Source organism: Oceaniserpentilla sp. 4NH20-0058 (assembly GCF_040371755.1).
In the GTDB taxonomy this organism is placed as follows: Bacteria; Pseudomonadota; Gammaproteobacteria; order Pseudomonadales; family Oceanobacteraceae; genus Bermanella.
In genome coordinates this window covers 133,062-148,191 of sequence record NZ_BAABWE010000006.1, presented here as the reverse complement: position 1 = coordinate 148,191, position 15,130 = coordinate 133,062, and the positions used below count along the sequence as shown (strand labels likewise).

At 42.3% G+C, this 15,130-nt stretch carries 13 protein-coding genes; 5 read left to right on the top strand and 8 right to left on the bottom strand.

The window, feature by feature from the left end; translation table 11 throughout:
• Nucleotides 1-4: 4 nt before the first annotated feature.
• Nucleotides 5-1,168, top strand: a complete 1,164-nt coding sequence (locus tag ABWV45_RS09730) for a hypothetical protein (protein ID WP_353351107.1) — start codon at nt 5-7, stop codon at nt 1,166-1,168.
• A 33-nt stretch (nt 1,169-1,201) separates the two neighbouring features.
• On the opposite strand, the gene ABWV45_RS09725 is transcribed toward ABWV45_RS09730, so the two are convergent.
• From ABWV45_RS09725 to cobU, 6 genes are all read right to left on the bottom strand, one after another.
• Complete coding sequence (locus ABWV45_RS09725; protein ID WP_353351105.1) at nt 1,202-3,226, bottom strand: methyl-accepting chemotaxis protein; 2,025 nt, start codon at nt 3,224-3,226, stop codon at nt 1,202-1,204.
• Nucleotides 3,227-3,337: 111 nt separating this feature from the next.
• Nucleotides 3,338-4,909 carry a dihydrolipoyllysine-residue acetyltransferase gene (locus ABWV45_RS09720; protein WP_353351103.1) on the bottom strand — a complete coding sequence of 524 codons (1,572 nt, stop codon included), beginning with the start codon at nt 4,907-4,909 and terminating at the stop codon, nt 3,338-3,340.
• 10 nt (nt 4,910-4,919) lie between these two features.
• On the bottom strand, nt 4,920-7,595 hold the full coding sequence (gene aceE / locus ABWV45_RS09715; protein WP_353351101.1) for a pyruvate dehydrogenase (acetyl-transferring), homodimeric type: 2,676 nt from the start codon (nt 7,593-7,595) through the stop codon (nt 4,920-4,922).
• Nucleotides 7,596-7,824: 229 nt separating this feature from the next.
• Complete coding sequence (locus tag ABWV45_RS09710) at nt 7,825-8,427, bottom strand: histidine phosphatase family protein (RefSeq protein ID WP_353351099.1); 603 nt, start codon at nt 8,425-8,427, stop codon at nt 7,825-7,827.
• A complete protein-coding gene (gene cobT / locus ABWV45_RS09705; protein ID WP_353351097.1) occupies nt 8,427-9,470 on the bottom strand; it encodes a nicotinate-nucleotide--dimethylbenzimidazole phosphoribosyltransferase in 1,044 nt (347 codons plus the stop codon). Before cobT ends, ABWV45_RS09710 begins: the two co-directional genes overlap by 1 nt.
• 32 nt (nt 9,471-9,502) lie before the next feature.
• Entirely contained in the window at nt 9,503-10,033 is a 531-nt protein-coding gene (gene cobU, locus ABWV45_RS09700; RefSeq protein ID WP_353351095.1) for a bifunctional adenosylcobinamide kinase/adenosylcobinamide-phosphate guanylyltransferase, read from the bottom strand.
• A gap of 63 nt (nt 10,034-10,096) precedes the next feature.
• Between cobU and ABWV45_RS09695 the strand changes: the two genes are divergently transcribed.
• The gene (locus ABWV45_RS09695; protein WP_353351093.1) at nt 10,097-10,435 is read left to right on the top strand and encodes a PilZ domain-containing protein; all 339 of its coding nucleotides are present in this window, start codon (nt 10,097-10,099) and stop codon (nt 10,433-10,435) included.
• Between the two features lie 14 nt (nt 10,436-10,449).
• Entirely contained in the window at nt 10,450-11,400 is a 951-nt protein-coding gene (locus ABWV45_RS09690) for an ROK family protein (RefSeq protein ID WP_353351091.1), read from the top strand.
• Here the strand turns inward: ABWV45_RS09690 and ampE are convergent.
• Nucleotides 11,378-12,223: a regulatory signaling modulator protein AmpE gene (ampE, locus tag ABWV45_RS09685; protein ID WP_353351089.1), complete on the bottom strand. Its 846-nt coding sequence runs from the start codon at nt 12,221-12,223 to the stop codon at nt 11,378-11,380. The genes ABWV45_RS09690 and ampE overlap by 23 nt on opposite strands.
• On the bottom strand, nt 12,220-12,774 hold the full coding sequence (ampD, locus tag ABWV45_RS09680) for a 1,6-anhydro-N-acetylmuramyl-L-alanine amidase AmpD (protein ID WP_353351087.1): 555 nt from the start codon (nt 12,772-12,774) through the stop codon (nt 12,220-12,222). Before ampD ends, ampE begins: the two co-directional genes overlap by 4 nt.
• Before the next feature lie 158 nt (nt 12,775-12,932).
• On the opposite strand from ampD, the gene ABWV45_RS09675 reads away from it, so the two are divergent.
• The gene (locus tag ABWV45_RS09675) at nt 12,933-14,267 is read left to right on the top strand and encodes an alanine/glycine:cation symporter family protein (protein ID WP_353351085.1); all 1,335 of its coding nucleotides are present in this window, start codon (nt 12,933-12,935) and stop codon (nt 14,265-14,267) included.
• Between the two features lie 11 nt (nt 14,268-14,278).
• Nucleotides 14,279-15,121, top strand: a complete 843-nt coding sequence (nadC, locus tag ABWV45_RS09670; RefSeq protein WP_353351083.1) for a carboxylating nicotinate-nucleotide diphosphorylase — start codon at nt 14,279-14,281, stop codon at nt 15,119-15,121.
• The last annotated feature ends 9 nt before the right edge of the window (nt 15,122-15,130 follow it).

The window sequence follows — 15,130 nt, the reverse complement described above, 5'->3', positions numbered from 1 at the left end:
CATAATGAAATACAATTATCTCCTAAAATCCTTAGGCCTTATAATAAGTGCTGGTTTATTAAGCGCTTGTGGCTCCGATGATGCAGAAAAAACACTAGAACCATTTGATGGATTAGCGGTTATACAAGCCTCTGGTGAAAATGAAAGTAACATAGAATTTACCGATGGTATCTCAGAAATAGAAAGTGGCTTTAATGTTGAAGAGTCTACTGACTATGCCGTTTTTACCCATGGTGAATATTTCTATCACCTTGGTAAAGGTAGCAATGAATCTCTTCAAAAATATCATATTGAAGAACCTGAATTAGGTTATTACCCAAATGATGGATTTTCTTTACGCGGTGCTAACGAAACGACTTCAGCAAACCCTCATTACCTTGTATTTTTAGGTGATGACGCAAACACAGGCGTCATCACTCGCTATGGCAGCACAGAGGCTTGGGTTGTTAATTTAGATGCATCTGTCAGTGAAGATTTTGTGATTGACACACTGGATTTAAGTGCCCATTCGGCACCAATTTCAGATACAGACACCGACCCAGAAATGAGCATGGCCTTTATTTATGATGAAAAACTATTTATCACCCTACAAAACCTAGATGTCTGGACTGCTACAACAAATGCAAAGGTGGTTGTTTTTGATACTAATACTTGGCAGGAAATAGATACCGACACCAGCACCCAAGGCACTCAAGCCATTTCATTAACACTACAAAATCATCAAAGTTCTGCACTTTATGGTGATCAATTATATCTTGGTTCGTTAGTGTATGGTTCACCTAACACAGGCGGCATTGAATTAATTAATTTATCAACTTATTCAACGGAAGTACTGATAGATGATAAAGCCGTATCCAAAATAGCCGCCACGAAAGAAGGAAATATCTTTTTCTCTGATTATGCTTCGTGGGAAAATAACTCTTTATACAAGTTGAATTCCGATAATAGCTATCAACTTGTCAGTAGTGAGCTTGAGGGAATTAACATTACAGCGTTTGCAAGCCCTGATATGCATGTATGGCTGGGGACTAACAGCTTTGAGAATAAAAACCAAATTTATCGAATTGATGGTACCTTAGACTACTCTCTAGATCTTTCTCTAAATGATGTTGTTATAAGCTCAGTAGAAACCAACTTTAAGCCTATTCAAATTTCATTTATGGATTAAAGCTAAAAAGGGCCGATATTTCGGCCCTTTTTATCACACCTGAAATTTCTGTAACTTCTCTTGTAACGAATGAGTAAGTGCTACCACTTCTTGAATCGCTTTAACGGTATGCTCTGAATCACCAACAGTGGCTCGGCCTAAATCATTAATCTTAACCACATTTTCATCCAGTCCCCTTGCCACTTTGGTTTGCTCATCTGCGGAAACCGATATCTGGCTATTGATATCTGAGATGCTTTGAATCATATTTACGATTTCTTCTAATGCTGTTCTAACGGATGATGATGACTCAACCGTGTTTTGCGCCATTTCATGACTGCGTCCCATGACACCAACTGCGTCATTAATACCCGTTTGGATACTTGTCATAACTTCTTCAATTTCTTGTGCCGATGTTTGTGTCCTACTTGCTAGTGTCCTAACTTCATCAGCCACCACTGCAAAACCTCTACCTTGCTCCCCTGCTCGAGCTGCTTCTATTGCGGCATTTAATGCCAATAAGTTAGTTTGTTCTGCAATGCCTTTTATTACCGCTAGCATATTTGCGATATTACTTGAGTTTTCAGACAGCTGATTAATCACATCAGTACTATGAACTATCTCATCCGCCAGATTATTAATTTGCCCTAAAGTTTGAGTCACTATTTCATTTGCCGATCCCGCTTGTTGAGTGGCATCATTAGCTACTTGTGCAGCATCATCACTTTGTCGATTCACTTCTTCAGAGGTAGAGGCCAACTCTGTCATTGCCGATGCCACCTGTTCCGTTTGATGTAATTGTTCTCCTGCCGCCTTATTGCTTTGATCTGCATTACGACCAACCAATTTCATACTTTGACCAACTTCATCTGCGGTTTTATGTACGGCTTGCAATAAACTGTGTATTTGTTCAACCATTGTATTGAATTCGCTTGTAAGCTCACCCATTTCATCTTGTGATACTTTTTTAACCCTAATAGTCATATTACCCTGAGATATTTTTCTAGCCGCAGAGTAAAAACGTCCGACCGTGCTACGAACCGACCAAAAGAATGCAGCATATAAATATACGATCAATAACATGGCCGAAATGATAGACACTACAACAGTAATTAGTTTTTGTGTCAGCTCATCTATGCGTATTGTTAATATTCGATCAATTTCTTTTGCTGCCATCGCTCCGACCTGAAAAAACGGTGGTAATTTACCTTGATAATATTCACTAAATTTCTGCCCTGAAGTTGTAATGCTCATGGCTGAAATCATTTCGTTATCTATTTTAAATTGTAGGTCTTCGATGTTTTTTTCAGTTACTTTGAAGATATCTTGATAAAGAGATTGAAATTTTTTATTAGAACCAAGAATTGATCTGTGGTTTTGTTTCATCCGCTTTAAAATAGCATTAAGATCATCGAAAGTTGAATTTAAAGCATCATAGGTTGTAGTAGTTAAATTCACTTCACTCAGTGAGTATAATCCTACCGTATGAGCAAACCCCATTGAAGCAAGGTAAGTACGGTACTCGGTTAACGCAAGCTTCAGTAGTAGTTGTACATTAATATCAAAATCTTGCATTAATCCGGATTGCTGAGCCGTTTTTTCAGTCAAATACCAAATATCATCAATAATCAAGCTATTGTTTTTAAATTGATCTATGATCGTTGGCTGTTTATTCATTCCATCTACTGATAATTTTTTAAGCCACTGATCCTTTCTCTTATTAATCTCTTTTGTAAAAAAAGTATCTGGGTATTTTGCACTAATTTCACCTATGGCCTCTTGCAGCTTTAATGTTAATTGATCAACCTTAGGCTTTAAGCCAGTAGGGGAATAATGAGATATAACTGAGGAATAATCTCTTAAGGGGCTCGCTAAGGCACCCAAGCCCAAAATAGCAGAAACCTGAGAAAGAGAGCCTCTTGCTAATTTTGCCTTTTCGATTTCATTATATGTTTGGTTAATGATGATGAAACTTAACATAATTAAAGGAATGAAAAAGATCACACTAATTACGCCAAATTTTTTGGCGTAACTAAGGCGATTCATCAATGCTATTGCTGGGGCTAATAATCCGTTCACAGGCTCAACTCCTAACTACTTCTATATAAAGTGTAGCCGCTTTTTTTAACCTGTCTTTGTTTAGTGCCACCTTATTTAGGGCTATTTAGCTATAATTGACCATTTTAAACACTAAAGAAGCATATGACGTGTTTCACTTAATATATCACAGATATATCGTGTAAATCGAGCAGCTTGAGCACCATCAATGACTCTGTGATCATAAGATAAACTTAGCGGCAACATCAGCCTAGGCTCAAATGCTTCACCATTCCATACGGGTTTATAGCTGGCTTTTGAAACCCCTAGTATGGCTACTTGTGGTGCATTTACGATGGGCGTAAATGCAGTGCCACCAATACCACCTAAACTTGATATTGTAAAACTAGCGCCACTCATCGCATCTAGCGGCAGTTTTTTGTCTCGTGCTTTTTTCGCAAGCTCTGAACTCTCTTTAGCAAGTCCCACTACGCCTTTGCTATCCGCTTGTTTTATCACAGGGACTAATAGACCATCTGGTGTTTCCACCGCAATCCCTATGTTGTAGTACTGTTTTAAAATGAGTTCATCCGCATTAGGGCCCAGTGACGAGTTAAATTCAGGAAACACTTGTAACGCCTTCACACAAGCTTTCGTAATAAACGCTAAGGGGGATACTTTTACGCCATCTTCTAGCAATGATGGCATTTTAGTTTTTCGATAATGCTCTAAATCTGTGATATCGGCTTCATCAAATTGGGTAACTTGTGGAATCGTGCTCCAACTTGCCACCATGTTTCTAGCGGTCACTTGTTTAATTTTATTCAATGGCTGCTGGGTGATAGTGCCATATTTTGAAAAGTCTTCATCACTGCCTTTCACCCCAACAGTACCGACAGAAGCATTCACTTTTTGTTTTACAAAATCATGCAAATCCTGTTTTTGAATACGTGAGCGAGGGCCACTTGCACTGACTTGTGCTAAATCCACACCAAGCTCACGGGCTAATTTACGTACCGCTGGGCCAGCATGCACCTTCCCTGATGAAACCATAGGCTCAGATGTTAATGTTTTGGGAGGGTGCTCCTTAGGTGCTTGAACAGATTTTTCTGCAATCGGTATTTGTACGCTTGATGCTGGCGTTGATGCGCTGGATTTCATTTTTCCTACGCGATCCCCTTCACTCACTTTGTCACCAACTTTTACACTAAACGATATAAGTATACCGTCACTGGGCGCTGGCACTTCCATTGTGGCTTTATCGCTTTCTAAGACTAATAAACCGTCTTCAACTGAAAAGGAATCCCCTTCTGTTACGCTAAGCTCTATCACCTCTACGCTTTCTATACCGCCTAAATCAGGCACTATTATGTCAATTTCTGTATCTTCATTAGTATCCGTTTGGGTAACAGTCGATTGCTCTTCAACCTCTTCTATTTGCGCAGGGGCTTGCAATTCGTTTGCTTCATTTGCGACTTCTTCACTGTTGATTTGATCCATTTCAGCCACTTGTGTACCTGTACTAACCTTATCACCAACCGATACCTTGATTGATGTTACCTTTCCACTGAAAGGTGCTGGTACTTCCATTGTGGCTTTATCGCTTTCTAAAACAATAAGAGCTTCTTCCTGCTCAATGTTGTCGCCAGGTTTAACGCATATCTCTATGACTTCGACCTCATCAATTCCGCCAAGGTCGGGCACGCTTACTGGTGTGTTGGCCATGGTCTATTCCTTAATGATAAAGAGGGTCAAGTTTGTTGGCGTCGATGCCAAATTTTTTCATGGCAGCTGTTAACGTTTTTACGTCTATTTTTCCTTCTTTCATTAACGCATATAAACTGGCAATCACCACAAAGTAGCGGTTCACTTCAAAGAACTCTCGTAGCTTTTCACGGCTATCACTGCGGCCAAAACCATCTGTACCCAGTGTTACGTAAGTTTTATCTGCTGGCATATAAGCCCGTATTTGTTCACTGTATTGTTTAATGTAATCAGTGGCGCAAATAATTGGGCCTTGTGTATTTTCTAAACACGCCGTCACGTATGGCACTTTTGCTTTTTTGTTTGGGTTAAGAAAGTTCTCTCGCTCGACTTTTCTTCCTTCACGGGTTAACTCGTTCATGCTGGTGGCGCTCCATAGGTCAGCCTCCACATTGAATTCGTCTTTTAGAATCTGTTTTGCCGCAATCACCTCTTTTAATATAGTACCGCTGCCCATGAGCTGAACCACCAATTGGCCTTTTGCTCCTTGGCTTAATGGATACAAACCTTTAATGATCCCTTCTTCTGCACCTTTAGGCATGGCAGGATGTTCGTAGTTTTCATTCATCACGGTTATGTAGTAATACACACGCTCATGCTCTTGATACATACGACGTAAGCCATCTTGAATAATGACGGCTAATTCATAGGCAAACGTTGGATCATAGGTAATACAATTGGGAATGGTGTTAGCTAAGATATGACTGTGACCATCTTGATGCTGTAATCCCTCACCGTTAAGTGTGGTTCGACCTGCTGTGGCCCCAATTAAAAAGCCTTGTGCTTGGCAATCACCTGCTGCCCAAGCTAAGTCACCAATGCGCTGAAATCCAAACATGCTGTAAAAAATATAAAACGGAACCATGGGTTTTTCATAGGTACTGTAAGATGTGGCCGCGGCTAACCAAGCACTGAATGCACCTGCTTCGTTGATGCCTTCTTCCATGATGCGGCCTTTTTTATCTTCTTTGTAATACATCATTTGGCCAAAATCTACGGGCTCGTATTTTTGACCTTCTGAACTGTAAATACCCACTTGGCGAAACAAACCTTCCATACCAAAGGTACGTGCTTCATCAGGAACAATCGGGACAACACGTTCGCCAAGTCCTTTATTTTTCACCAAGGTTGTTAAAATTCGTACAAACGCCATGGTGGAAGAAATGGCTCGATCACCTGAACCTTCTATTTGTGCTTTAAATGAATCAAGCGATGGCGCTTGCAAAGATTCTTTATTTTCAGTGCGCACAGGTAAATAACCGCCTAATTTTTCACGGCGTTTTCGCATGTACACCATTTCTGGGCTATCTTCTGGCGGGCGATAATACGGCACGTTTTTTAAATCTTTATCGCTGATAGGAATGGCAAAACGATCTCGAAATCCTTTCAAACTTTCGATGTCTAATTTTTTAACACCATGAGCATCATTTTTACCCTCAGCCGCGTCACCCATGCCATAACCTTTTATGGTGTGGGCGAGAATCACTGTTGGCTGCCCTTTGTGTCCGGCGGCTTGGCGGTAGGCTGCATAGACTTTATAAGGGTCATGGCCTCCTCGGTTTAACTGGTAAACCTCTTCGTCTTTCATGCCTGAAATCATGTCGGTGAGTTCTGGGTATTTACCAAAAAAGTGTTCACGGGTGTAAGCACCACCTTTGGCTTTGTAGTTTTGGAATTCACCATCAACCACTTCATCCATACGTTTTTGCAATAACCCATGTTTGTCTTGTGCCAGTAATGGGTCCCAATGGCGACCCCAAATTACTTTAATAACATTCCACCCTGCGCCGCGGAAATTAGCTTCTAATTCTTGAATAATTTTACCGTTACCGCGAACAGGGCCGTCTAAGCGTTGAAGGTTGCAATTCACCACAAAGATTAAATTTTCAAGTTTTTCACGGCCAGCAAGCTGTATAGCACCTAAAGATTCTGGCTCATCACATTCGCCATCTCCCAAAAACGCCCATACTTTACGGTCTAACCTTGGCACTAGTCCACGGGCGGAAATATATCGCATGAAGTGTGCTTGATAGATGGCTTGCAGTGGCCCAAGGCCCATAGATACTGTTGGGAATTGCCAGTAGTCTGGCATGAGTTTAGGGTGCGGATAAGAGCTTAGCCCTTTACCGTCTACTTCACGGCGGAAGTTTTCAAGCTTGTCTTTATCGAAGCGCCCCTCTAAGAAACTGCGCGCATAAATTCCCGGTGCAATATGTCCTTGGTAATAAATCAAATCCCCTAGCGGGCACTTCTCACTACTTTTATTAGGCGCACGAAAGAAGTAGTTAAAACCAATATCATAGAGCGTAGCACTAGAGGCAAAACTGGAAATATGCCCACCAAGATCATCTCCACTTTGGTTTGCCCGCACGACCATGGCCAGTGCATTCCAGCGAATTAACGAGCGTATACGCCGTTCGAGAAATAAATCACCAGGCATTTTGACTTCTTGATTGACCGGTATGGTATTGCGATAAGGGGTAGTGAGCGTAAATGGTAATGGCATGCCATTTCGGGTGGCTCGTTCGGAGAGTTTTTCCAGCAGGAAGCGAGCGCGTTCTATGCCTTCTTCGCGGATGACGCTATCAATTGCATCGAGCCATTCATGGGTTTCGGTTGGGTCCTGATCTTGCTCAAAGGAGTCCATCGCACATCCTTGCTTAACGTCAGTAAATGTTGAGTTATTTAATGAGTATAGACAAAGGATTCTAGTATGCAGGTTAGGTATTATGAGGCTTGAGCGCCGTTAAATCTTAGAAAGATGAATCCGCTATCTCATTAAACTGCTTTCATCATATGCTCAATTTTCAGAGCTTTAAAGGCTTTTTATAACTTTTTATTTGCTATTAAGCCGCTCAGATAGTTAATTTTAAGGATTATTCGCTGGTACCACGGTGACTCACCAATTGATAATAAAATGGCTCTGCCTCATTCACACTTATGCGCGTCAAACTGGCATAGGGCACATCGAAACGGTTAATATTTGGATAAGGCAGCCCTAAGATTTCTTTTAGTAACATGCGAATCACACCGCCATGGCAAATAACCAGCAAAGATTGCTCTGGGCGCGCCAAGCAGCCAAACCAATCTTTTAGAATACGCCCTTCAAAGTTCAACACACTTTCGCCCTCTGGACTGGCAAAATGCATTGGATCTTCCCACAACCCTTTTATGCGCTCAAAGTCGTTGCTATATACGTCTTCTGTGAGTTGGTTCTCCCATATACCAAAATCAAATTCGCGCAAACCACCTGCTTCTAGTAATTCAATATCTAATCGTTTTGCTAACGATTGCGCAAATTGCCAACACCGTGATAACGGGCTTGAGATAATCACATCCCATGTTTTATTCGCCACCGCGTTTTCCATCTGCTCCCAACCAAGCTCGGTTAAGGGGTGATCAGTACGGCCACGAAAAACATTGCCTCCGTGAGGCTCTCCATGGCGTAGTAAATCTATGGTTTTACGTTGTGTGGTCATTAATCTTCAGACTCGCTAACACCTGCTTGTGCAAAAGTGGCCATTTCATTATGCAGAGCAACTGCACTTTGCATTAAACTCACCACAACCGCCGCGCCGCTGCCTTCCCCTAAACGCATGCCAATATTTAATAATGGCTGTGCATTTAAAGCCGCTAATAGTTTTATGTGACCCGGCTCGTGACTTTGATGACTATAAAACAACCAAGGTTTAATTGAAGGATTGATTGCCTGCGCTATTAAAGCTGCTGCCGTTGAAATGAACCCATCCACCAGCACAGGTGTACCTTGCTGAGCACAAGCGATATACGCACCAACTAAACCTACAATTTCAAAACCACCTAAACATTGCAGTATTTCAATAGGGTTATTTGCTTGGTGCAACTCAATTGCCGCTTCAATGATTTGCGCTTTTTTAGGTAGCTGGTCTGCACTTAACCCTGTCCCCGGACCAACTAACTCTATAGCGGGAAGATTCAAGTAAGCCGCCGCCAAAGCACTGGCTGATGTGGTATTAGCAATGCCCATTTCGCCGCCAATGAATAAGTGGCTTTCACGCTGTTTTGCCCTTAGTGCGGCGGATTGCCCCGCCAGTAAAGCTTGTTGCAGTTCGGCTTGGCTCATGGCTTTTTCTTGCGAGAAATCTTTGGTGCCAGATCCGATACGTGCATCGACTATTTGATCGTGAGCATCTACTGGAAAAATGGTCCCTAAATTTACCACCTCAAATTGTGCGTTTAGCTGCTTAGCAAGCACAGTAATAGCGGCTCCCCCTTGTGCAAAATTCTTAACCATTTCGCTGGTGACCGCTTGCGGAAAGGCTGAAACTCCTTGCTGAGCAACGCCATGATCCGATGCAAATACACTGATATGAATATTGGATAATTCCGGGTGTAATTGCCCTTGGCAACCCGCTAAACGAATCGCAACATGCTCTAATTGTCCTAATGCACCGGGAGGTTTAGTAAGTGTTAGCTGATACTGCTGAGCCTGAACTTCTAGCTCTGTTTCAATACTTTTTGCGTTTTCTAAATACCAAGACATGGCATTTCCTTAATTAAATACTGCATTTTAAATTAGGCTTTTACTACCATGGGAATACCCGCCACCATTAAAGTGACGTTTTCAGCTATCTGGGCAATTTTTTGGTGTAATCGACCTAGGTTATCCACGTAGCTTCGGGATAACTCACCCATTGGCACAACCCCCATGGAAATTTCGTTAGATACAAGAATCACAGGGACTTGAGCTCTTTGCAGTGTCATTAGAAGCTCATCTACTGCTTGATCTAAGCCCCTTTTAGATTCCATAACATCCATGAGCCATAACGTCAGACAATCCACTAGCACAAGCTGATTTTCGCCCCGACACTGATCAATGGTTTGAGCCAGCTCACTCGTTACTTCTTGTGTCTGCCAATGGCTTGGACGGTCTGCTTGATGCTTGGCAATACGCTTTGCCATTTCTGCATCAAAGGCTTTCGCTGTAGCTAAATAAAGCACATTTAATTGGGAATCCTTGGCTAATTGCTCCGCATATCCACTTTTACCCGAGCGAGCCCCCCCTAAAACAAGGTGGATACACGAATTCTCTAAAGATTGGCCCATGTTTTTTGTCATTACTGGTGAAAGGTCTAATCTTATAAGTTATAGATAGCAGGGGCCAGTAAGATGAAGGATCAACGACAATTTGTACGTAAATCACTGCACTGCATGGTGTCTGTGTTTAGCAATGAAGGAAAACCCATGGGAAGTATGGTGGATTATTCTGATAGTGGCATCATGGTGGTCAGCTATCAGCCCATTGAGTCTGATCAAACCTATGATATTACGATTGTAGACCTGCCCAACAATATAGGTCGAAAGCGTACTGGAAAGGTCACGGTAAAAAGTGTCTGGAGCGACAAAGTCAGTCAAACCATGTTTGGCACCGGCTTTTTACTGATCGAGCAAGATGAACAAGCCAAAACCATGTTTGCCAGTTATGATGAGGCCAATATTAACCTATAAATTGGCGAGTGTTCATGGACAGCGATTCTAAGTTTTATATTGGAATTGATTTAGGCGGTACTAAAATCGAGATTGTCGCCCTCGATGAATTAGGCAATGAGCACTTTCGTAAGCGTGTCAGCACCCCTAAGCATTCAGAACCAAGTGTTCAATATTCTCACATCATCCAAGCCATAGAAGCACTCGTATTTGAATGCGAAACAACATTAGCCATAAAAGAAACACCTGTTGGTCTTGGTATTCCGGGAAGTGAGTCATTACATACAGGCTTAATTAAAAACGCCAACACCACTTGCCTAATAGGTAAGCCTTTTCGTCATGACCTATCAATACAATTAAACCGACACATCCAAATAGAAAACGATGCTAATTGTTTTTCCCTAAGTGAAGCCACTGACGGCGCAGGCAAAAATGCCTCTAGTGTATTTGCGGTTATTTTAGGCACAGGTGTAGGGGGTGGTTGGGTTATTAATAAGCAACTGATCATTGGCCCAAACCACATTTGTGGAGAATGGGGACATAACCCAATGCCATGGCCAAGTGATACTGATGAACCTAAACAGACCTGTTATTGCGGTAAACAGGGGTGTATTGAAACTTACTTATCTGGGCCCGGTTGGTCACAACAAACCCAACTGCAATTTAATCTTGCGCTTGCACCAAAAGAATTGATTCAGCAAAAAGCAATCCTTCCCCCTGCACAAAAAAGCTACGAGTTATATGTAGATCGCTTAGCGCGCAGTTTAGCCAGCGTGATTAATATTATGGACCCAGAAGTAATTGTACTTGGAGGCGGTATGTCAAATATAAAAAGCCTTTACCAAGATGTGCCCAAGCATTGGGGGAAATATGTATTTAGCAATAACGTAACCACACAATTGAAGGAAAATCACTTTGGCGACTCAAGCGGCGTTCGCGGTGCCGCTTGGTTAAATCAATCAATTAAAAGCCCGCAAAAACAGTAAGTGCAGCCACAACGCATAACCAAATAACCGCACTACGCTGCATGAGCTGATTAGTTGCCTCTAATTCTTGAGGGGCGTTTTCACAGTCAAACGACTCTTCTGTTTGCTCGTCGTACCTAAACATGGTTTCGTGAAGCACAACTTGATTTGAGCTTTCAAAGTCCCAGATAAAACGTGATGCCGTTGAGAAGCTTTGCACAAAATCACCGGCTAAGGCGATGGTCACTGCCAATAACCGTACCGGCGCCCAAGACAAAGCATGCAATAAACTTTTCACCCAATTGGCTTTTGATTGAGCATAAAACCAAATGGTTAATAAACAGATTAATACACCGCCAATGCCCGCCACTAAGTACCAAAAAGCAAAAGCAAAAAAACGTTTAAACCACGCATTAACCATGGCTTCTTGTACTGTTTGGTGTAACTGCAACGGTGATTGACTATTCGCTTGTTCTTTTAAGCTTAAAAATTCTGACGCACAATGATAGGCCCCTTGATAATCTTCTCGCTTCCAACAACTTTTATAATTTGTTACCCGAGAGCTGAAATCATCGCGCCCTAAAATATATAAAAATAATAAAACCTGTATCACAATAGACAACAAACTACCCATTACACCGTTTAGGCTGGCGATAAAAAACGCCAGTAAAACACCCGGTAAAACCACCACTACCCCATAAACAGCAACCTGTCCCTTAAGGCTCATTTCAGTTAGATCAAATGGCTTTAATAAACGTACAAACCATTGATTATTACGACTGTAACCTTGCTGCTTAGTTTGTTTCTGCAATAACACGGTAAACAGCAATACAATGAATTTCATGAGGGTAATTTCTTTAATAGTTGTTTAAAATACGACCAGTCAAAACTTGGGCCTGGGTCTGTTTTACGCTGTGGTGCAATATTACAATGACCAACAATACGCTCTTGAGTAAGATGAGGGTATTGCTCACACAGACATAATGTTAATTGAGATAACGCATAATACTGCTGCTCAGTATAGGGGATATCGTCCGTCCCTTCTAATTCAACGCCAATAGAAAAATCATTACAGTTTGTTTCACCGCTAAACTCGCTTACACCGGCGTGCCATGCACGCTGATTAAATGGCACAAACTGAACCATCTCGCCGCTGCGTTTGATTAAAACATGGGCACTGACTTGTAAATCTTTGATTTCTTCAAAATACGGGTGGGCAGAACAATCGAGCCTATTACAAAAAAAATCTTCAATGTAGCTATTATCAAACTGTTTAGGCGGTAAGCTAATATTGTGTACCACTAACATATTAATCGGCGCACCTGATGGCCGTTCATTAAAGTTTGGCGAAGCAAGCCAGCGTGCCTCGCTTATTTTATGATCAATTACCTTCACAGCTAATCCGAGATAGCAAAATATGTACTTAGCATTGAGTAAATTAGCATTTTTCGCAAGCATTTCCCCTTGATCAAGGAAAACCAGCTATCAGGCATTTCATATAGATAAGCCTCGCGCTATTATCACCCCATCTTTCATTACAAAAAAATAATCCCATGCTGACTGATTTGCTAACCACTATTAACGGCTTCGCTTGGGGCCCTGCCATGCTGGCACTTTTGGCCTTCACTGGTTTGTTTTTAACCCTTGGCCTAAAAGGCTTAACCTTACGAAAAGTACCTTTGGGTTTTCGAACGTTATGGAAAGAGCGTTCAGGCAGTGCTGAAAACGGTGACATTTCTGGTTTTAATGCCCTAATGACATCCATGTCCGCCACTGTGGGCACTGGTAATATTGCAGGCGTTGCCACGGCCATTGCGTTAGGCGGCCCTGGCGCTTTATTTTGGATGTGGTGCATTGCACTTTTAGGTATGGCAACAAAGTTTTCAGAAGCCGTATTAGCCGTTCATTATCGTGAAACCGATGAAAACGGCGAATATGTGGGCGGCCCCATGTATTACATCAAAAATGGCTTGCCAAAATCGTTAGCTTGGTTAGGTACCGCCTTTGCCGTATTTGGCATGATTGCAGGGTTTGGAATAGGCAACACGGTTCAAGCAAATAGCGTTGCCAGTGTATTGCATTCTGATTATCAAGTTCCTCTTTTGGTTACTGGCTTTATTTTAGCCGCGTTGGCAGCAGCAGTGATTCTTGGGGGCATAAAGCGCATAGCACAAGTAGCCGGTAAATTAGTCCCATTTATGGCGTTAGCTTATATATTAGTGGCACTGGTTATTGTATTAATGAATGCCTCAGAAATTCCTAGCGCCATCTCATTGATTATCGAAGCGGCATTTAACCCTACATCTGCCACTGGCGGCTTTGCAGGCGCCACGGTTTGGGCCGCTATTCGATACGGGGTAGCACGCGGAGTGTTCTCAAATGAAGCTGGTTTAGGTAGCGCCCCCATCGCCCATGCAGCCGCACAAACCAAACACCCTGTTCAACAAGGCTTAATCGCCATGCTAGGCACATTTATCGACACACTCATTATTTGTACCTTAACCGGCCTAGTTATTGTGATGACAGGGGCATGGCAAAGCGGAGAAAGTGGCGCGCCGCTTAGCTCATTAGCCTTTAGTACCGCACTGCCTTATGGCCAGCATGTGGTGAGTATTGGACTTGCGTTATTTGCTTTCACCACCATTTTAGGTTGGAGTTTTTACGGCGAGAAGTGCACTGAGTACTTATTCGGTATAAAATCCGTGCGCTATTTCCGCTGGGCATGGATCATTGCGATCCCATTAGGGGCTATGGCCGAGTTAGACTTCATATGGCTATTGGCTGATACATTAAATGCGCTCATGGCTATTCCTAACTTAATTGCCCTATTAATGCTAAGCCCAGTAGTATTTAGCCTGAGCAAGCAGTATTTCCAAAATAAACAGTAAAGAAGTATCACATGAACCTAACACTTGAGCAGATTCAACCCCACATTGAACACGGGGTCACCCAAGCATTAGCCGAAGACATAGGTTCTGGTGATATTACGGCCCAACTCATTCCGGCAGACAAAACCAGCCATGCACGTATCATTAGCCGCGATAACGCTGTCATCGCTGGCTGTGCTTGGGTGAATGAGGTATTCAAACAACTCGATAGCACAGTTGAAATTATCTGGCATGTTAATGATGGGCAACAAGTTCAAGCTAACGACACTCTATTTGAATTAAAAGGTTCATCCCGTAGTCTATTAACCGGTGAGCGAACCGCACTTAATTTTTTGCAAACACTCAGTGCCGTAGCCACCAAGTGCTCTCACTACAGCCAACAAGTAAAACACACCAACGTTAAATTATTAGACACACGTAAAACCCTACCGGGCATGCGTTACGCACTTAAATATGCTGTAACACAAGGCGGTTGCCATAACCATCGCATTGGATTATTTGATGCTTTTTTAATCAAAGAAAACCACATCAATGCATGCGGTTCTATTGCCCAAGCGATTGCACAAGCAAAAGTCATCGCTCCAAACAAACCTATTGAAGTGGAAGTCGAGAGCTTTGACGAGCTAAACCAAGCACTTGATGCGGGCGCCGATATCATCATGTTAGATAACTTCAGCATTGAAGAAACCAAACAAGCGGTAGAACACGCAAAAGGCAAAGCCAAACTCGAAGCCAGTGGCGGCATAACTGATGAAACTTTAGTTAGTATTGCTGAAACCGGTGTGGATTTTATCTCTATCGGCACTTTAACCAAAGATGTAAAAGCCGTGGATTTATCCATGCGCATGGTTTAATTGAACCCT